Here is a 21468-nt window from a genome sequence, read left to right as displayed (position 1 = left end):
GGCCCGCGCAGCGCCCCGGGCGACGGGACCCGAGTCAAACCTGGTCGCGGACCTCGGTGGTGGGTTCGTTAACCTCTGTGTTCGGCGAAAAACCGCCTCCGGCGCACCCCGCCGGCGACCCCGTGGGCTTAAGGAGAGCAGTCGCAGTGCTCCGCACTCATGAAGCCGGCACCCTGCGTGCCGGGCAGGCCGGACAGACCGTCACCCTCACCGGATGGGTGGCCCGGCGGCGCGATCACGGCGGGGTCATCTTCATCGATCTCCGGGACGCCGGCGGCGTCGCCCAGGTCGTCTTCCGCGAGGGCGAGATGGCCGAGCGGGCGCACGCGCTGCGTTCCGAGTTCTGCGTGCGGGTCGTCGGCGAGGTCGCGCAGCGGCCCGAGGGCAACGCGAACCCCGAGATCCCGACCGGTGACATCGAGGTGCTCGCCACCGGGCTCGAGGTGCTGTCCGAGGCCGCCCCGCTGCCGTTCCCGATCGACGACCGGGTTGACGTCGGCGAGGAGGTCCGGCTCCGCTACCGCTATCTGGACTTGCGCCGCAGCGGTCCGGCGGCGGCGATCCGGCTGCGCAGCGAAGTCAGCCGCGCGGCCCGGAACGTGTTGCACGACCAGGGCTTCGTCGAGGTCGAGACGCCGACGCTGACCCGGTCCACCCCGGAGGGCGCGCGCGACTTCCTCGTCCCCGCCCGGCTCAAGCCCGGCTCCTGGTACGCGCTGCCGCAGTCGCCGCAGCTGTTCAAGCAGCTGCTCATGGTCGGCGGGCTGGAGCGCTACTTCCAGATCGCCCGCTGCTACCGCGACGAGGACTTCCGCGCCGACCGGCAGCCCGAGTTCACCCAGCTCGACATCGAGATGAGTTTTGTCGAGCAGGACGACGTGATCGCGGTCGGCGAGGCCGTGGTGTCCGCGCTGTGGCGGCTGATCGGGCACGAGATCGCGCGGCCGATCCCGCGCATCACCTACCGCGACGCGATGGCCAAGTACGGCTCGGACAAGCCGGATCTGCGCTTCGATCTGGAGATCACCGAGCTGACCGAGTTCTTCGCCGACACCCCGTTCCGGGTGTTCCAGGCCCCCTACGTCGGCGCGGTCGTGATGGCCGGCGGGGCGGACCAGCCGCGCCGCCAGCTCGACGCCTGGCAGGAGTGGGCCAAGCAGCGCGGCGCCAAGGGACTGGCCTACGTCCTGGTCGGCGAGGACGGCACGCTCGGCGGCCCGGTCGCGAAGAACCTGTCCGAGACCGAGCGCGCGAACGTCGCCGCGGCCGCCGGGGCGAAGCCGGGCGACTGCATCTTCTTCGCCGCGGGCAAGATCTCCGCGGCGCAGCCGCTGCTCGGCGCCGCGCGTGACGAGATCGGCCGGCGCCTCGGCCTGATCGACGAGAACGCCTGGTCGTTCGTGTGGGTCGTGGACGCGCCGCTGTTCGCGCCGGTCGAGGACATCGGCGACGATGTGGCGGTCGGCTCCGGCAAGTGGACCGCGGTGCACCACGCGTTCACCTCGCCCACCCCGGAGTGGATCGACAAGTTCGAGCAGGACCCGGGCAACGCGCTCGCCTACGCCTACGACCTGGTCTGCAACGGCAACGAGATCGGCGGCGGCTCGATCCGTATCCACCGCGGGGACGTGCAGAAGCGGGTCTTCGCGCTGATGGGGCTCGGTGAGGAGGAGGCGCAGGAGAAGTTCGGCTTCCTGCTCGACGCCTTCGCCTTCGGCGCCCCGCCGCACGGCGGCATCGCCTTCGGCTGGGACCGCATCGTGATGCTGCTGGCGCACGCCGAATCGCTGCGCGAGGTCATCGCCTTCCCGAAGACCGGCGGCGGCTACGACCCGCTCACCGCGGCGCCCGCGCCGATCACCGCGCAGCAGCGCAAGGAAGCCGGAATCGACGCGAAGCCGCCGGCCCCGGCGAAATAGTGCTGCACGTGCGAGCGGTGTGCCCGGCGGAGCACACGGCAGAGGTAGTGGAGCTGCTGCGCGAGCATCCGGGCGCCGCGCACCTGGTGCTGCACCGTGGGGCGGCGGTGTCGCCGGAGGGTGACCTGGTCGAGGCCGACGTGGCGCGCGAGGCCGCCGACGAGATCGTCGACGGCCTCTGCGGACTGGGGCTCGATCGCACCGGTGGGATCACCCTGGAAGCGCTGGACACCGCGGTGTCCGACGCGGCTGACGCGGCGGAGGAAGCGGCCCCGGGTGAGGCCGCGGACGCGGTGGTGTGGCAGGAGCTGCTCGGCCGCACCGGGGAGGAATCCCGCGTGAACGCCACCTTCCTCGGCTTCCTCGCGATCGCTTGCCTGCTGGCCGCGGTGGGGGTGCTCACCGACTCGCCGGTCACCGTGGTCGGCGCGATGGTGGTCGGCCCGGAGTTCGGCCCGCTGGCCGCGATCGCGGTGGGGCTGGTGCTGCACCGGGGCGATCTGGTGCGCCGGGCCGGGCTGGCCCTGCTGGTCGGGTTCCCGGTGGCGATGGCGGTGACCCTGGCCGGGGTCCTGGCCGGCAGCGCGGCCGGGATCTTCGACCCGGGAACGATCGATGGCAACCACGACGTCGATTTCGTCTACCAGGTGGGACCGGCGTCCTTCGTGGTGGCGCTGCTCGCCGGCGCGGCCGGGATGCTCGCGATGACCTCGGCGAAATCCGCTGCGCTCGTCGGCGTGTTCATCTCGGTGACCACCGTGCCCGCTGCCGGGTACGTGGTGGTCGCGGCGGTCGCCGGGCGCTGGGACCGTGCCGGGTTCTCGCTGCTGCAGCTGGTGGTGAACCTCGCCGGGATCGTACTCGCGGCGGCCATTGTGCTGATCGTTCGCTGGCGAAGGCAACGTTCCGCGCCGCTGTTACGTCCGCTTTCGCGAGGGTGAGGACGAGCGCGGGAAGCGCGGCCATCCGCGTTCTCCTACCCGATAGCTGGTGGTCATGGTTGCTCAGTCACGAGTAGGGTCGGTGCCAATGACAGTCGACACCTCTTCCGCCGGAGACGCCGGAGTGCGGGCGGAAGCCGGGGAGCTCGCCCTCGCCGCGGCGGTCGCGGCCGGTGAGGCAGTGCTTTCACGCCGGTTCGGCAGCTCGATCACGCTCGTGCAGCCCGAGCACCTCGAAGGCAGCGGCCCGGCCACGGTCGTGCGGGCCCGCGTGGTGTCCTCCTCCTTCGCGCTGCCGCGCACCCTCGTGGTCAAGCACTATCCGGACCCGGCGGTGCCCGGCCGCGCCGATCCGTTCGCCCAGGAGGCGGTGAGCTACCAGCTGTTCACCGCGCTCGCCCCGGACGAGCGGATGTGCCCGGAGCTGCTCGCGCACGACGGGCGGGCCCGGGTGCTGGTGATCGAGGACCTCGGCCGGGCGCCCACCCTGCAGGACAAGCTCACCGCGCGGGATTCCCGCGCCGCCGAACGGGCGCTGCTGTCCTGGGCGCGCTCACTCGGCAGGCTGCATGCTGGCACGGCCGGGCGGGAGGCCGATTTCCACGCGCTGCTGCGCCGGCTCGGCGGACCGGGCCGGATCGAGGACCCGGACCTTGCCTCGGAGACCGCCGAGGTCCCGCGCATGCTGGCCGGGCTGCTCGGGGTGACGGTGTCCGACCCGGTGCGCGAGCGCGTCGCCACGGCGGTGGCCCAGGCCCGGTCGGCGGCCTTCGGTGCGTTCAGCCCGGTGGAGCTGAGCCCGGACAACAACCTGGTCACCGGATCCGGCGTGCGGTTCCTCGACTTCGAACGCGGCCGCGTGCGCACCGCGTTGGTCGACGCGGCCTATCTGCGTCTGCCGTTCGCCTTCTGGCCCGATGCGCTGGCATTGCCCGCCGGGATGAGTGAGGCGATGATCGCCGCCTGGCGTGCCGAGGTGGTGTCGGTGTGGCCGTCCTTCGCCGACGATGCGGAGCTGGCCGATCAGCTGACGGTGAGCGAGCTGCTGCTGGTGTGGCGGATTACGCGGAGGGTCCTGCCCACGCTCGACCTGACCCGGCATGCGACCCCGCTCAGCCGCGAGGCCGCGCTGGTCACGTGGTGGCGAGAGCTGGCCAAACACGCCGGGTACGCCCGCCACACCGACGTCACCGAGCATGCCGCTCGGGTCGCCGCCGCACTCGGTGCCCGCCTCGGCCCGCACGCCGACCTCGCTTTCTATCCCGCCTTCCGCTGATCGAGGGCTGTGAAGGGAACCTTCACAGCCGCAGAGTCCAGGGTGTCGGCAAAGTTGGTCGGGGACCCGGCGGTGGGCGATGCGGAGGTGTGTGCGACCACCTCGTGGCGTGCGCCGGACCGGTTTCGGGTCTGTGAAGGGTCCCTTCACAGACTCAGAGTCCGTGAAGGGTCCCTTCACGGACCTCTACACCGACTTTGCCGGAACCCTGGACCCAGATGCCGTGAAGGGACCCTTCACAGCTACTGGCATCGGCGAGCGGCCGCGGAACCGGAAGTTCCCAGCCTCGTCCATGCCGCGTTACCTCGCCATCACCAGGGGTGAGTCTGGGTGCCCGATGGTCGGGGGGTGACCGTGATCAGTGTCGGAGTCACCTCTGCCCCCGAGCCCGCACCCGAGGTCCGAGGCCTGCCCGTACCCCCGGCCGAGCCGCGCCGGGCGGCGCGGATGGTGGTGCTGGGCGATTCCACTGCCGTCGGCCTCGGCGATCCGCTGCCGCGGCGGGGTGGCTGGCGGGGAGTGGGGCCGCTGGTGGCGGCCGCGCTCGGGGTCGGCGAGGAGGGCTACCTCAACCTGTCGTTCACCGGCGCGCGGATGAAGTGCGTGCGCACCGATCAGCTGCCCGCCGCGCTCGCGCACCGGCCGGACGTCGCGGTGCTCGTGGTCGGGATGAATGACACCCTCCGGCCGGACTTCGATCCGGACCGGATCGCCGAGGATCTCACTGAGATCGTCCGCGCGGTCGCCGCCGTCGGCACCACGGTGCTGCCGGTGCGATTCCACGACCACAGCAAGGTTTTCCGCCTGCCGCAGTCGCTGAAGCGGGCGCTGAGCGCGCGTGTCGCCGAGCTGAACGACGCGATCGACCGGGTGGTCGAGGCGGAGGGGATCGCGTGTCTCGATCTCGACGCGCTGCCCGGGGCGTACGACCTCACGGCGTGGAGCGTCGATCGGCTGCACCCGTCGGAACTGGGGCACCGGATGCTCGCCCGGGGCTTCACCACGCTGCTCGCGGAGGCCGGCTTCGCAGTGCCGGAACCGGTGAGCCTGACCTGTTCCGGCGGGGTGGAACCGAGCACCGCCGGGCACCTCGGCTGGCTGGTCGCCAAGGGTGTGCCGTGGCTGTGGCGGCGCGGACGGGAGTTCCTGCCCTACGCCGCGGTGATCATGTGGCGGTCGTTCCGCGGGCACGCGGGCTGAAGACCCGGAGCGCCTCAAGATCGGAGGCCGGGTTCCGGAGGAAATCCGTTGCCCACGCCGCGATTCCGGGGTAAGCCGACGTCTCCTCAAGCGCGCGGGCGGCCGCCTCGGCGTCGAACACGGTCCGTCGCAGCTGTACTCCCGGCCCCAGCAGTGCCCAGTGCGCACCCGTTGTGCCATAAGGCATTCCGACGCTGCCGGGGTTGACGATCCGGCGCCGTCCGGCCAGCCGGGCGAAGGGCATGTGGGTGTGCCCGCACACCACGGTCTCCGCTTCGGTACCGGCGAGGACCTCCAGCCACCGCTCGGGCGGACTGTCCACCAGCACCACTTCTTCGTCGTCACGCGGGGTGGCGTGGCAGAACAGCACCTCGCCCAGCCCGTCCACCTCGATGGTCACCGACAACGGCAACCCGGCCAGCACGGCGAGCTGGTCCGGCCGGAGTTCTCCGGCTGCCCACCCGGCGATCGGGTCCGGGATCGTGATGTGCCCGCCGGCGGCCAGCGTGAGGAGTGCGCGGTCGGCGTTGCCGCGCACCCATACCGCCCGCTCGCCCAGCGCGGCGAGCCGGTCGAGAGTCTGCCTCGGAAGCGGGCCGGCGGCGAGGTCACCGCACAGCACCACGACCTCCGCCGCGGCCACGTCCGGTTCGGCCAGCACCGCTTCGAGGGCGGGCAGCACGCCGTGGATGTCGGAGAGCACCGCGACCGAGGACACCATCCGCCCAGTGTGCGCGGCCGGGCGCGGTGGCGTCGGCCCGTTCGCGGACGGCGGAGTCCGCTCGGTACGTTCTCCGGCCGACGACCTGGGCACTGTTACCGTCATCGGTGTGGCACAGGACGAACTCTTCACGGTGAACCCCGATCTGGGGCCGCCGCCGGAGCCTGCCGGCGCGGGCGGCAGCGCGGTTCAGGCCGCCCCGGCGAGTTCCCCGCTCGCGGTGCGGATGCGCCCGCGCACGCTCGACGAGGTGGTGGGCCAGCAGCACCTGCTGCGCGAAGGGGCGCCGCTGCGCCGGCTGGTGGAGGGTGCCGCGCCCGCGTCCGTGCTGCTCTACGGTCCGCCGGGGACCGGCAAGACCACCCTCGCCAACCTGGTTTCCATCGCCACGGGACGCCGGTTCGTCGCGATGTCCGCGCTCTCGGCCGGGGTCAAGGAAGTCCGCGGCGTGATCGAGGAGGCGCGGCGGCGACGCCAGTACAACGCCGAGAACACCGTTCTGTTCATCGACGAGGTGCACCGGTTCTCCAAGACCCAGCAGGACGCGCTGCTCGGCGCGGTGGAGGACCGCACGGTCCTGCTGGTGGCCGCGACCACGGAGAACCCGTCGTTCTCGGTGGTCTCGCCGCTGCTGTCCCGTTCGCTGGTGCTGCAGCTGCGCTCGCTCACCGAGGACGACATCGTCGCCCTGCTGGAGCGCGCGCTCGCCGACGAACGTGGTCTAGGCGGTGCGCTGAAGCTCACCGACGAGGCGCGGGCGCACCTGGTCCGGCTGGCCGGCGGCGATGCGCGGCGGGCGCTCACCGCACTGGAAGCGGCGGCCGACGCGGCTTCGGCGACCGAGCACAAGACCATCGGCCTCGCCATCGTCGAGTCCACTGTGGACAAAGCAGCGGTGCGCTACGACCGCGACGGCGATCAGCACTACGACGTGATCAGCGCGTTCATCAAGTCGATCCGCGGCTCGGACGTGGACGCCGCGCTGCACTACCTGGCCCGGATGATCGAGGCGGGGGAGGACCCGCGCTTCCTCGCCCGGCGGCTGGTGGTGCACGCGAGCGAGGACATCGGGCTCGCCGATCCCACCGCACTGCAGGCCGCCGTGGCCGCGGCACATGCGGTGAGCTTCATCGGCATGCCGGAGGGCAGGCTGGCGCTGGCGCAGGCGACCATCCACCTGGCCACCGCGCCGAAGTCCAACGCAGTGATCACGGCCATCGATGCGGCGCTCGCCGACGTCCGCTCCGGCGCGGCCGGCACCGTCCCCGCGCATCTGCGCGACGGGCACTACGCGGGTGCGCAGAAACTCGGCAACGCGAAGGGCTACCGGTACCCGCACGACGTCGCGGAAGGCGTGCTGCCCCAGCAATACCCGCCGGACGAACTCGTCGGCCGGGACTACTACGAGCCCACCCAGCGTGGCGGGGAACGGCCGCTGGCCGAGCGGGTGCCGAGGCTGCGCCGCACCGTCCGCGGCGAGCGCTGAGCCACGCGGGTTTCGAAACCCTGGTGGCCGAACGGCTTCCGGTCGACCTGCGCGCAGCGACCGACCGGCCGATGATGGCGGGCATGACCACAATCGCTTTCCTCGGCACCGGAATCATGGGCCGCCCGATGGCCGCCAACCTCGTCCGCGCGGGATTCGAGGTGCGAGCCTGGAACCGCACCCGGGCGAACGCCGAACCGCTCGCCTCGGAAGGGGCCGTCGTGGCCTCCTCGCCGCGCGAAGCGGCTGAGGGAGCGGACCTGCTCGTGACCATGCTGTCGGACGGCCTGGTCGTCGCCGAGGTGTTCGCACAGGCCGCGCCCGCGCCTGGGACGGTGTGGCTGCAGACCAGCACCGTGGGGATCGAGTGGGTGGCCAAGCTCGCCGAAGACGCTGCCGCAGCGCGTGTGCCGTTCGTCGACTGCCCGGTGATGGGCACGAAAGTGCCTGCGGAGCAGGCGAAGCTGCAGATACTCGCAGCCGGTCCGGAAGAAGTGCGCGAGCGCGCGGAGCAGGTGTTCGCCGCCATAGGTTCGCGTACGCGCTGGCTCGGCGCCGAGCACGGCACTGCCACCCGCCTGAAGCTGGTCATGAACGCCTGGGTGCTCGCGCTCACCAATGCCACCGGCGAAAGCCTCGGGCTCGCCCACGCGCTCGGCGTGGACCCACAGCTGTTCTTCGACGTCATGGAGGGCACCACATTCGACGTCGACTACGCCCGGATGAAGGGACCGATGATGCTGTCCGGCGACTACCCGGCCAGCTTCCCCGCTTCACTCGCGGCGAAGGACGCGAGCCTTGTCGTCGCGGCGGCCGGTGATGCGGTGGATGTCGCCGGTATCAGTGCGACTCTCGCGCATCTACAGGCCACAGTGGAGGCCGGGCACGGCGAAGACGACATGGCCGTGCTGTACGAGGCGATCGTCAAGACAGGTCGCTGAGTACACCTGCAAAGGTGAATCGCGGGGTCCGGGCCGCTGGTACGAAACCGATTTTCCCCGGGTGGCTGCGCTGCGTGACCACACCGGCGGGGCGACCCCGGCGAACAGCGGGCCAGGCGGTAACCTCACTGGCACTCGAAGACCCCGTACCACCCGAGGAGGGCCCGTGTCGGCAGGGCAGATCGCCGCGCTGATCGCCGCAGGTGCTTTCGTACTGCTGGTCCTGTTGCTCGCGATCCCGCTGCTCAAGCTCGGCCGCACGCTGGACGAGGCGACCATCGCGATCCGCAAGGCGCACGAGAACACCGATCCGCTGCTGATCGGCGCCAACGAGACCATCACGCACGTGAACACCCAGCTGGAGCGCGTGGACGGGATCACCGCCAACGCACAGGCGGTCAGCGGCAACGTGTCCGCGCTGTCCTCGGTGTTCACCGCGACGCTGGGCGGGCCGCTGGTGAAGACCGCCGCGGTGTCCTATGGGGTCAGCAAGGCGATCCGCGCCCGGCGCAAGCGCCGCGCGGCCAAGGCCGAGCGCTCGTCGCGCCGGGGGAAGAAGTGAAGCGCCTCTTCTGGCTCGGGCTCGGCGTGGTCGCCGGGGTCGCGCTCAGCCGCAAGACCTCCGAAGCCGCTCGTCAGGCCACGCCCGCCGGGTTAGCATCGAACGTGGGCGACGCCGTGCGGGAACTCGCGGGCGCCGTCGGCTCGTTCGGCGCGGACGTGCGCGCCGGGATGAGCGAACGGGAACAGGAGCTGCACGACATGGTCGAGGAACGCACCGGGTTCACCGCACCGCCCGCGGGCGCGGGCCGGCACGCCGCCCAGCGCCCCGTCCGGCGAGCTCGCCGGGCGGAGGGCTGAGCCGCTTCCGCGCGCCCTCCGCCGCCGCCGTTCCCTTCCCGTCTTTCCCGGCCGCCGCGCGTGCGGGCCGGACCCATCCTGAGGACACCCCGTGGACACACACGAGATCACCGATCGGTTCCTGCGGCATTTCGAGAGCCGCGGCCACACCCGGGTGCCGAGTGCCCCGCTGATCCTGGACGATCCGAACCTGCTGTTCGTCAACGCCGGCATGGTGCAGTTCAAGCCGTACTTCCTCGGCGAGGTGCCGCCGCCCTACCCGCGGGCGACCAGCGTGCAGAAGTGCGTGCGCACCCCGGACATCGACGAGGTCGGCAAGACCACCCGGCACAACACGTTCTTCCAGATGGCCGGCAACTTCTCGTTCGGCGACTACTTCAAGGACGGCGCGATCGAGAACGCCTGGGACCTGATCACCCGGTCCCAGGCCGACGGCGGCTTCGGCCTCGCCCCGGACCGGATCTGGGCCACCGTCTACGAGCACGACGACGAGGCGGCCGGGCTGTGGCGCAAGATCACCGGCCTGCCGGGCGAGCGCATCCAGGTCCGCGACGGCAAGGACAACTACTGGGACATGGGCGTGCCCGGCCCCGGCGGCCCGTGCTCGGAGATCTACTACGACCGCGGCCCGGACTATGGCCGCGAGGGCGGCCCGGTCGCCGACGAGGACCGCTACATCGAGATCTGGAACCTCGTCTTCATGCAGGACGTGCGCGGTGACCTGAGCCCGAAGCTGGGCCACCCGCCGATCGGCGAGCTGCCGGAGAAGAACATCGACACCGGCATGGGCGTCGAGCGGGTGGCGACGATCCTGCAGGGCGTCGAGAACGTCTACGAGACCGACCTGGTGCGCCCGGTGATCGGCCGCGCCGAGGAGTTCTCCGGCCGCCGCTACGGCGCCAACCACGCCGACGACGTGCGCTTCCGGGTGATCGCCGACCACGCGCGCACCGGCGTGCTGCTGATCGGCGACGGCGTCACCCCCGGCAACGACGGCCGCGGCTACGTGCTGCGCCGCCTGCTGCGCCGGATCGTGCGCTCCACCCGGCTGCTCGGCGTGCAGGAGCCGGTGCTGCCGGAGTTCGCGAAGATCGTCAGCCAGACGATGGGGCCGACCTATCCCGAGCTGGTCACCGATTTCGACCGGATCTCCGAGGTCGTGCGGGTCGAGGAGGAGGCGTTCCTGGCCACCCTCACCAGCGGTTCGCGGATCTTCGACCTCGCCGCGGCGCAGACCCGGCGGGGCGGCGGCGACGTGCTGGCCGGGGACAAGGCGTTCCAGCTGCACGACACCTACGGCTTCCCGATCGACCTGACCCTCGAAATGGCGGCCGAGCAGGGCCTGACCGTGGACGAGGACGGCTTCCGCACGCTCATGAACGAGCAGCGCAAGCGCGCGAAGGCGGACGCGGCGGCCCGCAAGAGCGGCCACGGCGACCTGTCGGAATACCGCAAGCTGCTCGAACAGCACGGCGAGACCGAGTTCCTCGGCTACACCGAGCTGCAGGCGGACGCGAAGGTGGTCGGCCTGCTCGAAGACGGCCTGCCGGTGCGCAGCGTCGCGACGGGCCACCGGGCCGAGCTGGTGCTGGACCGCACCCCGTTCTACGCGGAGAGCGGTGGCCAGATCGCGGACACCGGGGTGCTGCTCGGCGACGGTGTCGAGCTGAAGGTGCTCGACGTGCAGAAGATCGTGCCGGGCCTGTTCGTGCACCGCGTCGAGGTGATCTCGGGCGAGGTCGGGCTGGACACCCGGGTGACCGGTGCGGTGGACGCGACGCGGCGGCTGTCCATCGAGCGCTCGCACTCGGCCACCCACCTGGTGCACGCGGCGGTGCGCGGTGCCTACGGCAAGCGCGCGGCGCAGGCCGGCTCGCTCAACGCGCCCGGCCGGATGCGGTTCGACTTCACCACGCCCGGCGCGGTGTCCTCCGACATCCTCACCGAGGTCGAGCAGGAGGTGAACGACTACCTGCAGACCGACGTCGAGGTGCGCAGCTACACCACCACCAAGGACAAGGCCCTCGAACTGGGCGCGGTCGCGCTGTTCGGCGAGAAGTACGGCAACGACGTGCGTGTGGTCGACATGGGCGAGTACTCGCGTGAGCTGTGCGGCGGCACGCATGTCGGGCGGATCGGCCAGCTCGGCCTGGTCAAGCTGGTCTCGGACGCCTCGGTCGGCTCCGGGGTGCACCGTGTCGAGGCGCTGGTCGGGCCGGACGCGCTCAAGCACGTGCGCAAGGAACAGCTGCTGGTTTCGCAGCTGGCGAACACCTTCAAGGTGCCCTCCGACGAGCTGCCCGCCCGGATCGAGGACGTGCTCACCCGCCTGAAGAACGCGGAGAAGGAGATCGAGCAGCTGCGGACCCGGCAGGTGCTCGGCTCGGCCGGCGCGCTGGCGGACAAGGCCGAGGACGCCGGTGGCGTCGCGGTGGTCGCCGAGGTCGTGCCGGACGTGGACGGCACCGGGCTGCGCGCGCTCGCCGCGGACGTCCGCGGCAGGCTCGGCGAGCGGCCCGGGGTGGTCGCCCTGTTCTCCCCGGCCGGGGAGAAGGTCGCGTTCGTGGTCGCCACGACCGCGGCGGCGCGCGAACGCGGGCTCGCCGCGGGCAAGCTCGTGCCTTCGTTCGCCGACGCGATCGGCGGCCGGGGCGGCGGCAAGCCGGACATGGCCCAGGGCGGGGGCACCAACCCGGCCGGTGCGGCGCAGGCCACGGCCGCGGTGCGCGCGGCGGTCGCCGGCGTTGCCCGCTAAGCCGCATCGAGGCCCGGACCGGCCCGGCGCGTCCGATCCGGGCCGGGGCAGGCGCCTCGCGGTCGATGTCGGTTCTGTCCGGGTCGGTGTGGCGCTGAGCGATCCCGCCCCCATTCTCGCCAGTCCTCTGGTTACCCTCTCCCGTGATGCGAAGGACGACAGCGATCTGGACCGGCTTGCCGAACTCGTCACCGAACACGAGGTGGTCGAGGTGATCGTGGGATTGCCCAGGACGCTGGCGAACCGCCAGGGCAGAGCCGCCGACCTGGCGCTCGCGTACGCGGACGGCCTCGCCGCCCGCGTCGGCGAGGTCCCGGTCCGGCTGGCCGACGAGCGGCTGACCACGGTCACCGCGTCCCGGATGCTGTCCCAGCGCGGAGTCAAGGGCCGTAAGCAGCGCGCGGTGGTCGACCAGGCCGCTGCCGTGGAGATCCTGCAGGCTTGGCTCGACGCCGCCGCCGCGCAGCGGGCCCGGGAAGGCGACTCATGACCGAGCCCCGCGGTCCCGAGAACCCGGGTCGCCGGAGGCGGCCGCCGGGCGAACCTCCCGTCCGGCGCCGCGCGGACGGCACCCGCCAGCCACCCCGCGCCGCGCCCGGCCGGGCATCCGAGCTGGACGAGCTTGCCGAACCCCACCGGGCCGCCCCTCGCCGGATCCGTCCGGAGGACGGCCCGCGCCCCGGTCGGCGCCGCCGCGCGCCGGAGCCCGATCAGCCTCCGCCGGGTGCGCCCCTACCCCCGCCCGGCCGCCCCGAAGGCGAGGACGAGCAGGCGCCGCCGCGCGCCCGCCGCCGGAGCGCGGATGCCGGGCAGCCGCCCCCCAGGCGCCGTCGCCGCGCGGATGAGCGGGACCAGCTGCCGCCGCAGGGTGGCCGCCGTCTTGACGAAGGCGAGCAGCTACCGCCGCCCGTCCGCCGTCGTGTGGACGAAGGCGAGCAGATGCCGCCCGTTCGCCGTCGTGTGGACGAAGCCGAGCAGTTTCCGCCGCCCGGTCCTCGCCTGCTCGACGAGGGCGAACAGGGACCGCCGGGTCGTCTCCTCGACGAGGGCGAGCCGCTTCCGCAGCCGAGCCGCCGCCGCGCGCCGGATGCCGAGCAGCCCCCGCCGCGCGGTCCTCGTGGCGAGGCAGGGGAACAGGCGGCCCGACGCCGTCGTCGGACCGCGAACGCCGAGGGCCCGCCACCGGCACGGCGCCGTCCGCCCGTCCGTCCGCCCCAGCCCGAACCCGAGCCGTATAACGAGGGATACGCCGAAGACCCTCGGGCCACCGGCTATCGGCGCCGGGAGCCGGCCGAGGTGCCTACTCCGGACGTCGGCATCCCCGTGGCCTCCGAACCCCCGGGCCCGCCCGGCCGGCCGCCGCGGCGCCGCTCGATCGCGCCGCCGGACCCCCGGTTCGTGGACGGCTCGATGCCGCCGGATCTGCGGTTCGCTGAAGGCTCGATGCCGCACGACCCGCGCTTCGCTGATGCTTCGATGCCCCCGGACCCGCGGTTCGCCGAGGGCTCCATGCCGCACGATCCGCGGTTCGCCGCCCCCGGCCCACCCCCGTCGATGCCGCCCGACCCCCGGTTCGTCGCTGGTTCGATGCCGCGCGACCCCCGTCGGCTCCCGCCGGTGGAACAGCCCACCGAGGTCATCCCGAGCCTGCTCGACGAACCCGCCGAACAGCCCCGCGAACACCTCGACGACCTCTTCGACGACGAGCACGACGACTACCGCGAGTACGAGGAATACGACGACTACGACGGCGAGTACGAAGACGCCGACGAGAACCCTCCTCCGGACGAGGCCCCGGCCAAACCGCGCCGCCGTCGTAAACGCGCACTTGGCTGGGTCGCGGCGATCGTCGTGCTGGTGCTGCTCGCCGGCGGCGCCTGGTTCGGCTACGAGAAGTTCTTCGGCTACGACGATTTCGACGGTTCCGGGCAAGGCGACGCTCTCGTGCAGGTGGAGGACGGGGACACCACCTCGGCCATCGGCGCGAAGCTGACCGGCGCCGGGGTCGTCGCGAGCACCAAGGCGTTCGTCAAGGCCGGTGCGGACAACGCCGCGCTGAGCCGTATTCAGCAGGGCTACTACCTGCTGAAACAGCATATGTCCGGGGCCAGCGCGGTGGAGGCGATCACCTCCCCGTCGGCCCGCGTCGGACGGCTGGAGATCCGCCCGTACACGCAGTTCGACGACATCACCCAGGCCGACGGCAAGGTCACCCCCGGGGTGTTCACGCTGATGTCGAAGGCCTCCTGCGCGTCGCTGAACGGCAAGAGCACCTGCATTCCGGTGGACGCGCTGCGCAAGACCGTTGCCGACGCGGATCTCAAGGCGCTCGGCGTGCCCACCTGGGCGGTCGAGGACGCCGGCAAGGCCGCCGCCAAGGACAAGCGCCTGGAAGGCCTGATCGCGCCCGGCGTCTACGACGTGAAACCCGGCTGGACCGCCGACGAGCTGGTCAAGGACCTGGTGCACCAGTCCGCGGGGGCGATCCAGGCGGCCGGGCTCGGCCCGCAGAACACCGGCCCGGGCATGACGCCGTACCAGACGCTGATCATCGCCTCGCTCATCGAGCGCGAGGCGATCACCCCCGACTTCGGTAAGATCTCGCGGGTCCTCTACAACCGGCTGGGCAAGAACATGAGGCTCCAGCTGGACTCGACCGTGAACTACGCGCTCGACCGCCCGACGTTGCTCACGAAGCCGGAGGACCGGGACAAGGCCGGCCCGTACAACACGTACGCGAACACCGGTCTCCCGCCGACGCCCATCGGGGTGCCCAGCACAGACGCCATCAAGGCCGCGGTCAAGCCGACGCCGGGCGACTGGGAGTACTTCGTGAAGTGCGAGAAGGACGGGCATTCCTGCTTCGCGGTCACGAACGAGGAGCACAACCAGAACCGGGCATTGGCACAGTCCCGTGGCGCCTACTGATCTCCCGCGCCGGGCGGGCGTGCTCGGGAAGCCGGTGGCGCATTCCCTGTCCCCGGTGCTGCATCGCGCCGCGTTCGCCGCGCTCGGCCTGTCCGGCTGGACTTACGACCGGTTCGAGACCGACGCCGGCGAGCTGCCCGGGTTCGTCGACGGGCTCGGTCCGGAGTGGATCGGGCTGTCGGTCACCATGCCCGGCAAACGGGCGGCACTCGACCATGCCACCGCGGTCACCCCGCGGGCGGCCGCCGCCGGTGCGGCGAACACGCTGGTGCGCACCGCCGAAGGCTGGCTTGCCGACTGCACCGACGTCGAGGGCGTGACCGGTGCCCTGCAGGTGGCCGGTGGTTATCGGCCTGCCCCGGGTGACCATGCCGTCGTTCTTGGCTCGGGTGGCACCGCGGCGGCGGCGGTGGTCGGGCTGGCCGGGCTGGGAGTCGGCTCGGCACAGCTGGTCGTCCGCAATCCGGCGCGGGCCGGGGAGACCCTCGAAGCGGCCGGACGAGCCGGGCTGAGCGTCGACGTGCTGACCTGGTCCGAAGTGGACTTCGCGAAGCTCGCGCACGAGGCGGCGGTCCTGATCAGCACGGTGCCGCCGGAAGCCGTGCAGCCGCACGTCGCGGAGCTGTCGAGGATCGGCAGCGTGCTCGACGTGATCTACCATCCGTGGCCGACGCCGCTGGCCGAAGCTGTCGCGGCGCACGGTGGGAAGCTCGCGACCGGGCTGGATATGTTGCTGCACCAGGCTTTCGGGCAGGTCGAGCACTTCACCGGCCGTCCCGCGCCGCGAGCGGAGATGCGCACCGCGCTGCGGGCGGCCACCGGCGAAGTCTTGCCGCTGCCGATCTCCTGACGCACTGTCGGGCCGCCCGAGGGGAATTCCGGTGTCGAGAGAGGCCAACGACGAGGACGCCATCCGTGCCGCCTGGGTGGGGGAGCCGCCCCGCCTCGGCACCACGGTCACGCTCGCCGAGTACGACCCCGAATGGCCGCGGCTGTTCGACCGCGAAGCCGCCCGCCTGCGTGCGGCGCTCGGCGACCTGATCGTGCTGCTCGAACACGTCGGGTCGACGTCGGTTCCGGGCCTGGCGGCCAAACCGATCATCGACATTCTGCTCGAAGTGCCCGATTCCGACGACGAAGCGGCCTACGTGCCCTTGCTGGAGGGCGCCGGCTACCGGCTGGTGATCCGAGAGCCGGAATGGGAGAAGCACCGCTGTTTCAAAGGCCCTGACACGAACATCAACCTCCACGTGCACTCGCCGGGCAATGGCCAGACGCCGCGGTACCTGCTCTTCCGCGACCGGCTGCGGACCCATCCGGAGGAACTTTCCCGGTACCTGGCGAAGAAACGCGAACTCGCGGCGCGCACCTGGGACTACATCCAGAACTACGCCGACGCGAAGAACGACGTGATCGACGAGATCATCGACCGCGCGCAGGCTTAGCGCTCTCCAGCGGTCAGGGGAACGGTCCCACGTCCGGCGGGCAGGTGGCTTCCTCTTGTGGCACCGCGAGATCCACGAAATACCGCACCATCGCCGCCGAAGCGCACTTGCTGGGCACGTCGAGCGTGGTGTGCCCGGCGCCTTCGACGGTGAGCACTCTCCCGTCGCCCAATTCCTTCGCCGTGGCCTGGGCGTTGGCCAGTGGAGTGGCCGGATCGTGGCGGTTGGACAGGATCAGCGCCGGATGCTGGCGCGGCCGGTTCCAGGGCCCGAGGTAACGGTCCTCGTCGCGCGCGGGCCAGCCGACGCACTGTGCCATGGCGAACACCGGCGCCAGCCCGAAATACCGCTGCCGCTGCTCCTCGCGGGCCGCGAGTTCGCGGTACTGTGCGGGATCCTGCGGAAGATCGCTGTCAAGGCATTGCACGGCAAGGAATCCCGGCGAGTGAGTGGGTACCCACGGATCGGCCACCGGCGCTGGCGAGACCGGTGCGGACGGGACGAGCGCGGCCAGCGTACGGGCGAGCCGAGGCCATCGCGACCACTGGTACAGGGAACGGTCCATGGTCTGCATCAGTGACGCAACAGTGACCCCGCCGACCCCGCCGTGGGTCAATCGTGCGTACAGAGCGGCGAATTTCTCCTTTGGATCACCGCCGGCGAAAGCGCATTTCCCCGGCCCTGCAGCACTGCACGCGGCGAAGAACGCTTCCAGCTCGTGCTGCTGCGCTGTCGCGACGTCGGCGCGTACGTCGACCGGAGCGTTCTGTGTGCCGGGCTGGCCGGTGGAGTTGGCGACGAGATCGAGCGTGCCGTCGAGGGTCATCGCGCGCAGCTTGTCGGGGAACAGGTTCGCGTACGTGCCGCCCAGGTAAGTGCCGTAGGAATAGCCGTAGAAGTTCAGCCGTGGCTCGCCGAGCGACTGCCGGAGCAGCTCCATGTCCCGCGCGACGTTCGCCGTGGACAGGTGGGCCAGCTCGGCGCCGGAACCGGCCGCGCAGGCCTTGCCGGTGGCCGCGCTCGCCGCCCAGAACCCGTTGTCGTGCAACGGAGAACCGGGCGCGGGCAGCCGGTCGGCACCCGGGCAGTGGATCGGCGAGCTGCCGCCGATCCCGCGGGGATCGAAGCTCACCAGATCGAACCGCGCCCGCAGCTCGGCCGGATACCGGCCGCCGAACCGGGTCAGCTCGCCGATCCCGTCCGCGCCGGGTCCCCCGAAGTTGATCATCAGGGAACCGAGGCGGTGCGCGGGATCCGTGGCAGGCAGCCGGATCACCGAGAGGTCCAGCTTCGCGCCACCCGGCTCGCGGTAGCTGAGCGGCACCGGTGCCGTGGCGCATTCGTACCCGCCGCGGCACCGGGTCCAGTTCAGCTGTGGCGCGGCGGCACCGCCCGTGCCCAGTGGCGCCGGAGTATCGGCGGCCGGGGAAGGCTCCGCCGAGGGCGCCGGGTCGGCCGGGGCCGAACAGCCGACGGCGGCCAGCGCCATGGCGACCGCCAGCGTGACGCGGATTCTCACGCGGTGAGCTCGGCGAGGACGGCGTCGGTGAACGGCGGCCACACCTCGGCCGCCCACGGGCCGAAGGACCGGTCGGTCAGCGCCACGCAGGAGAACCCGGCGTCCGGGTCGGCCCAGAGGAACGTGCCGGACTGGCCGAAGTGGCCGAACGTGCGGGGCGAGCTGTGCGCGCCGGTCCAGTGCGGGCTCTTGTGGTCGCGCAGCTCGAAGCCGAGGCCCCAGTCGTTCGGCTTCTGGTGCCCGAAACCGGGCAGCACCCCGGAAAGCCCGGGGAAGGCCACCTCGGTGGCCGCCCGCAGGGTCTCCGGCGCGAGCAGCTTCGGCGACTGCAGTTCGGCGGCGAACCGGAGCAGATCGTCGAGGGTGGAGGTGGCCCCCGCCGCGGGCGAACCGGCCAGCTCGGTCGCGGTCATGCCGAGCGGGCTCAGCAGCGCTTCGGCGAGATAGTCGGCGAAGGTGATCCCGGCGTGCTCGCTCAGCGCTTCGGCCAGCTGCTCGAAACCCGCGTTGGAGTACAGCCGCCGCGTGCCCGGCTCGGCCATCACCTTGTGCGCGTCGAAGGCCAGCCCGGAGGTGTGCGCGAGCAGGTGCCGCACGGTCGAGCCCGCGGGCCCGGCCGGGGTGTCCAGCTCGAAGACGCCCTCTTCGACCGCGATGTGCGCGGTGTAGGCGGTGAGCAGCTTGGTCACCGACGCCAGCCGGTACGGCCGGGCAGGGTCCCCGTGCCGTCCGCGGATCACGCCGTCAGCGCCGACCACCCCGGCCGCCGTCTCGTCCACCGGCCACTCGTCGATCAGGCGCAGGCTTTCCATGTGGCCCAGCGTATCGGCTGCTCCCGGCGCCCTGTCCGTGAAGGGACCCTTCACGGACTCAGAGTCCGTGAAGGGTCCCTTCACAGCGTTGCCCGGGGCCGAGCTAGGGAGTGTCGAGGTCGGTGGAGACGAGCTTGGCGACGGCGTCCACGGCGGCTTCGGCGCCCTCTCCCTCGGCGCTGATCACCACCTCGTCGCCGAACGCGGCGGCGAGGGTCATCAGGTTGAGCACGCTGCCCGCCGCCACCGGTTCACCACCGGCCTTGGCGATCCGCACCGCCACCGGCTGGGCCGCGGCCGCCTTGGCCACCAGCGCGGCCGGGCGGGCGTGCAGGCCCACCTTGCTGGCCACCGTGACGCGTTTCTCCGGCATGGTCGTCCTCTCTGGCTGGTCGGGGCTGCTCACTTGGCGGCCGAGCGTTCGAGGTCGGCCTCCACCGAATCGTCCTCGCGGCCCGGCGTGGGCAGGTTCCACTTGGTGATCACGAACCGGAACACCACGTAGTAGAGCACGGCCAGCACGAGCCCGATCGGGATCAGCAGCCAGGCCTTGTGCGCGGTGTCCAGTGAGGAGTTCAGCGCGAAGTCGATCGCGCCGCCGGAGAAGGAGAAGCCCAGCTTGATGCCCAGCCAGTTGCAGAACGCCAGCGAGACGCCAGTCATGACCGCGTGGAACAGATACAGCGGCCAGGCCACGAACATGAACGCGAACTCGATCGGCTCGGTGACGCCGGTGATGAACGAGGTCAGCGCCGCGGAGATCATGATGCTGCCGACGATCTTCTTCTGGCCCGGCTTCGCGGTCCGCCAGATCGCCAGCGCCGCGGCGGGCAGCGCGAACATGAAGATCGGGAAGAACCCGGTCATGAACGAGCCGGAACCCTGCACGTGGTGGAAGAAGTTGGTCAGGTCGCCGCCGCCGAAGATGAACCACACCGGCACGTTCAGCAACTGGTGCAGGCCGACCGGGATGAGCAGCCGGTTCAGCACGCCGTAGATGCCGCCACCGAGGATCGGGGAACCGTCCACCGCCTCGCCGACCGAGTTCAGCCCGTGGTCCACGTACTTGAACACGATGCCGAGGACGACGCCGATGATGATCATCGCGAACGCGGTGACGATCGGCACGAACCGGCGGCCGCCGAAGAAGGCCAGCCAGGACGGCAGCTTGATCCGGTGGTAGCGCTGCCACAGCAGCGCGGCGACGATGCCGGTGATCACACCGGTCAGCACGCTGTAGGGCCAGTGGATCGGCTGGAACTCCCAGCCCTTTGCCGCCTCGTAGCCGGTCACGTCCTTGAGCGGGGCGATCGCCTGGATCACCTGGGTCAGCACGACCCAGCCGACGACGGCGGCGACCGCGGTGGAACCGTCGCCCTTGCGGGCGAAGCCGACCGCGATGCCGATCGCGAAGATCAGCGGCAGCCAGTTGAAGATGCCGCCGCCCGCCCCGCCGATCACGGCGGAGACCTTGTCCCAGCCCAGGCCGTCCTTGCCGAAGACGTCGTCCTGGCCGAGCCGGCTGAGCAGGCCGGCCGCGGGCAGCACGGCGATCGGCAGCATCAGGCTGCGGCCGAAGCGCTGCAGCCCGGCGAGGCCGCCGCCGCCCTTCTTGCCCTTGGCCGCCGCCGCGGTGGTGGCGCTCATCGGGTACCTCCATAGTGGGGTTCGTCGCCGGAGCCCGGGATGCTCCGGTCCAGCTGCATGGTCACCTGGTAGTGGTCGCCCCGGTACCAGGACGTCATGTCCTCGACCGGCTCCCCGTGCGCGCTGGAGACCCGGCGGAAGACCAGGAGCGGACTGCCGGCGCGCATGCCCAGCAGGCGCGCCGTCTCGCGGTCCGCGGATTCGGCCCACACCGTCTGGTACGCGTGATCCGGCCGCAGGTCGTAGGCCTGGGTCAGTTCCGCGTACAGGGAGTTGGTGAGGTCGAGGCCGAGCAGACCCGGCGTGCGTTCGGCGTGATACCAGCCGCGTTCCACGGCCAGCGGCACGCCGTCCGCGCGGCGGAGCCGGATCAGCCGGTGTGCCGGCACGCCCGGCGCGAGGCCGAGCGCGTGCGCGGAGGTGACCGGCGGGACCTCGGTCGAGGTCGAGATCACCTCGGTGGCCGGGACCAGCCCGCGACGGCGCATGTCGTCGGTGAACGACATCAGGTAGAGCTGCAGCTCCATCCGCCGGGCCGCGGTGAACGTGCCCTTGCCGCGGACCCGGGCCAGCAGGCCTTCCTCGACCAGCTTCCCGATCGCCGAGCGGACGGTCAGCCGGGACACGCCGTAGCGCTGCGCGAGCTCCCGCTCGGACGGGATCGGCGATCCCGGCGGCAGCTCCCGCTCCACCGAGCGGCGCAGGATTTCGCGCAGCTGGGCGTGCTTCGGCGTCGGGCCCTCGATCACCTGCTCGACGGGCTCGGGTGGCGAAACGTGCGCGGCCGCGCTCATCGGCGTCACCCTCCCTCTCCGCGCACCGGGGGACCGGTGCTCGCGTCCGGGCCGGAAGATTGGTACGTTCCGGTCTAGACCATTGATCTGATGGGGCAGGATGCTCCGCCGGACGAGCGGGTGTCAACCACCGTTATCCGTTCGTGTTCGCCGGGCCGGGGCGCGTCGCGCGGGCGGCGTAGTACTGGTGGTACACACCACTGCTCCAGGTGGCGAACCGAAC

General features: G+C 71.6%; 18 protein-coding genes and 1 pseudogene. 13 read left to right on the top strand and 6 right to left on the bottom strand.

The window, feature by feature from the left end; all coding sequences use genetic code 11:
* The first annotated feature begins 146 nt into the window (after positions 1 to 146).
* From aspS to D5S19_RS22045, 4 genes are all read left to right on the top strand, one after another.
* Positions 147 to 1919, top strand: coding sequence for an aspartate--tRNA ligase (aspS, locus tag D5S19_RS22065; protein WP_120025303.1), 1773 nt, complete (start codon positions 147 to 149; stop codon positions 1917 to 1919).
* Positions 1919 to 2860, top strand: a complete 942-nt coding sequence (locus tag D5S19_RS22060) for a DUF389 domain-containing protein (RefSeq protein ID WP_120025301.1) — start codon at positions 1919 to 1921, stop codon at positions 2858 to 2860. The genes aspS and D5S19_RS22060 overlap by 1 nt, the downstream gene beginning before the upstream one ends.
* 88 nt (positions 2861 to 2948) lie before the next feature.
* Positions 2949 to 4136 (top strand): phosphotransferase, encoded by a 1188-nt coding sequence (locus tag D5S19_RS22055; RefSeq protein ID WP_120025298.1) that lies wholly within the window; start codon positions 2949 to 2951, stop codon positions 4134 to 4136.
* Between the two features lie 348 nt (positions 4137 to 4484).
* Positions 4485 to 5336, top strand: a complete 852-nt coding sequence (locus D5S19_RS22045; protein ID WP_120025293.1) for an SGNH/GDSL hydrolase family protein — start codon at positions 4485 to 4487, stop codon at positions 5334 to 5336.
* Here D5S19_RS22045 and D5S19_RS22040 read toward each other — a convergent pair.
* A complete protein-coding gene (locus D5S19_RS22040) occupies positions 5302 to 6057 on the bottom strand; it encodes a metallophosphoesterase family protein (RefSeq protein ID WP_120025291.1) in 756 nt (251 codons plus the stop codon). The genes D5S19_RS22045 and D5S19_RS22040 overlap by 35 nt on opposite strands.
* Before the next feature lie 109 nt (positions 6058 to 6166).
* Between D5S19_RS22040 and D5S19_RS22035 the strand changes: the two genes are divergently transcribed.
* From D5S19_RS22035 to D5S19_RS21990, 9 genes and pseudogenes are all read left to right on the top strand, one after another.
* Positions 6167 to 7543, top strand: a complete 1377-nt coding sequence (locus D5S19_RS22035; protein ID WP_120025322.1) for a replication-associated recombination protein A — start codon at positions 6167 to 6169, stop codon at positions 7541 to 7543.
* Between the two features lie 83 nt (positions 7544 to 7626).
* On the top strand, positions 7627 to 8484 hold the full coding sequence (locus D5S19_RS22030) for an NAD(P)-dependent oxidoreductase (protein ID WP_120025321.1): 858 nt from the start codon (positions 7627 to 7629) through the stop codon (positions 8482 to 8484).
* Between the two features lie 166 nt (positions 8485 to 8650).
* Positions 8651 to 9046, top strand: coding sequence for a DUF948 domain-containing protein (locus tag D5S19_RS22025; RefSeq protein ID WP_098509352.1), 396 nt, complete (start codon positions 8651 to 8653; stop codon positions 9044 to 9046).
* On the top strand, positions 9043 to 9345 hold the full coding sequence (locus tag D5S19_RS22020) for a hypothetical protein (protein WP_098509353.1): 303 nt from the start codon (positions 9043 to 9045) through the stop codon (positions 9343 to 9345). The genes D5S19_RS22025 and D5S19_RS22020 overlap by 4 nt, the downstream gene beginning before the upstream one ends.
* Positions 9346 to 9436: 91 nt before the next feature.
* A complete protein-coding gene (gene alaS / locus D5S19_RS22015; protein WP_120025288.1) occupies positions 9437 to 12100 on the top strand; it encodes an alanine--tRNA ligase in 2664 nt (887 codons plus the stop codon).
* Entirely contained in the window at positions 12090 to 12590 is a 501-nt protein-coding gene (gene ruvX, locus D5S19_RS22010) for a Holliday junction resolvase RuvX (protein WP_120025320.1), read from the top strand. Before alaS ends, ruvX begins: the two co-directional genes overlap by 11 nt.
* Positions 12587 to 15028 carry an endolytic transglycosylase MltG gene (gene mltG / locus D5S19_RS32535; RefSeq protein WP_199730625.1) on the top strand — a complete coding sequence of 814 codons (2442 nt, stop codon included), beginning with the start codon at positions 12587 to 12589 and terminating at the stop codon, positions 15026 to 15028. The genes ruvX and mltG overlap by 4 nt, the downstream gene beginning before the upstream one ends.
* On the top strand, positions 15015 to 15878 hold the full coding sequence (locus D5S19_RS21995; protein WP_267901141.1) for a shikimate dehydrogenase: 864 nt from the start codon (positions 15015 to 15017) through the stop codon (positions 15876 to 15878). Before mltG ends, D5S19_RS21995 begins: the two co-directional genes overlap by 14 nt.
* Positions 15879 to 15909: 31 nt before the next feature.
* Positions 15910 to 16470, top strand: a pseudogene (locus tag D5S19_RS21990) (GrpB family protein); the annotation flags it as partial.
* 16 nt (positions 16471 to 16486) lie between these two features.
* Here D5S19_RS21990 and D5S19_RS21985 read toward each other — a convergent pair.
* The 5 genes from D5S19_RS21985 to D5S19_RS21965 all read right to left on the bottom strand — a co-directional run bounded on the left by D5S19_RS21985 (position 16487) and on the right by D5S19_RS21965 (position 21245).
* Complete coding sequence (locus D5S19_RS21985) at positions 16487 to 17992, bottom strand: alpha/beta hydrolase (protein ID WP_233574079.1); 1506 nt, start codon at positions 17990 to 17992, stop codon at positions 16487 to 16489.
* Positions 17989 to 18804, bottom strand: a complete 816-nt coding sequence (locus tag D5S19_RS21980) for a serine hydrolase domain-containing protein (protein WP_120025282.1) — start codon at positions 18802 to 18804, stop codon at positions 17989 to 17991. Before D5S19_RS21980 ends, D5S19_RS21985 begins: the two co-directional genes overlap by 4 nt.
* A gap of 103 nt (positions 18805 to 18907) precedes the next feature.
* Complete coding sequence (locus tag D5S19_RS21975) at positions 18908 to 19177, bottom strand: HPr family phosphocarrier protein (protein WP_120025280.1); 270 nt, start codon at positions 19175 to 19177, stop codon at positions 18908 to 18910.
* A gap of 29 nt (positions 19178 to 19206) precedes the next feature.
* A complete protein-coding gene (locus D5S19_RS21970; RefSeq protein ID WP_120025278.1) occupies positions 19207 to 20451 on the bottom strand; it encodes a PTS transporter subunit EIIC in 1245 nt (414 codons plus the stop codon).
* Entirely contained in the window at positions 20448 to 21245 is a 798-nt protein-coding gene (locus tag D5S19_RS21965; RefSeq protein ID WP_120025276.1) for a GntR family transcriptional regulator, read from the bottom strand. The genes D5S19_RS21970 and D5S19_RS21965 overlap by 4 nt, the downstream gene beginning before the upstream one ends.
* Positions 21246 to 21468: the final 223 nt, after the last annotated feature.

The organism is Amycolatopsis panacis (assembly GCF_003600245.1).
GTDB classification, from domain to species: domain Bacteria; phylum Actinomycetota; class Actinomycetes; order Mycobacteriales; family Pseudonocardiaceae; genus Amycolatopsis; species Amycolatopsis sulphurea.
This window is presented reverse-complemented; position numbering and strand designations above follow the sequence as displayed.

Coding starts and splice junctions, on each gene's coding strand:
- D5S19_RS22055 (WP_120025298.1), top strand. CDS start 2,949: ATGACAGTCGACACCTCTTCCGCCGGAGACGCCGGAGTGCGGGCGGAA.
- D5S19_RS22040 (WP_120025291.1), bottom strand. CDS start 6,057: ATGGTGTCCTCGGTCGCGGTGCTCTCCGACATCCACGGCGTGCTGCCC.
- D5S19_RS22030 (WP_120025321.1), top strand. CDS start 7,627: ATGACCACAATCGCTTTCCTCGGCACCGGAATCATGGGCCGCCCGATG.
- mltG (WP_199730625.1), top strand. CDS start 12,587: ATGACCGAGCCCCGCGGTCCCGAGAACCCGGGTCGCCGGAGGCGGCCG.
- D5S19_RS21980 (WP_120025282.1), bottom strand. CDS start 18,804: ATGGAAAGCCTGCGCCTGATCGACGAGTGGCCGGTGGACGAGACGGCG.
- D5S19_RS21975 (WP_120025280.1), bottom strand. CDS start 19,177: ATGCCGGAGAAACGCGTCACGGTGGCCAGCAAGGTGGGCCTGCACGCC.
- D5S19_RS21970 (WP_120025278.1), bottom strand. CDS start 20,451: ATGAGCGCCACCACCGCGGCGGCGGCCAAGGGCAAGAAGGGCGGCGGC.
- D5S19_RS21965 (WP_120025276.1), bottom strand. CDS start 21,245: ATGAGCGCGGCCGCGCACGTTTCGCCACCCGAGCCCGTCGAGCAGGTG.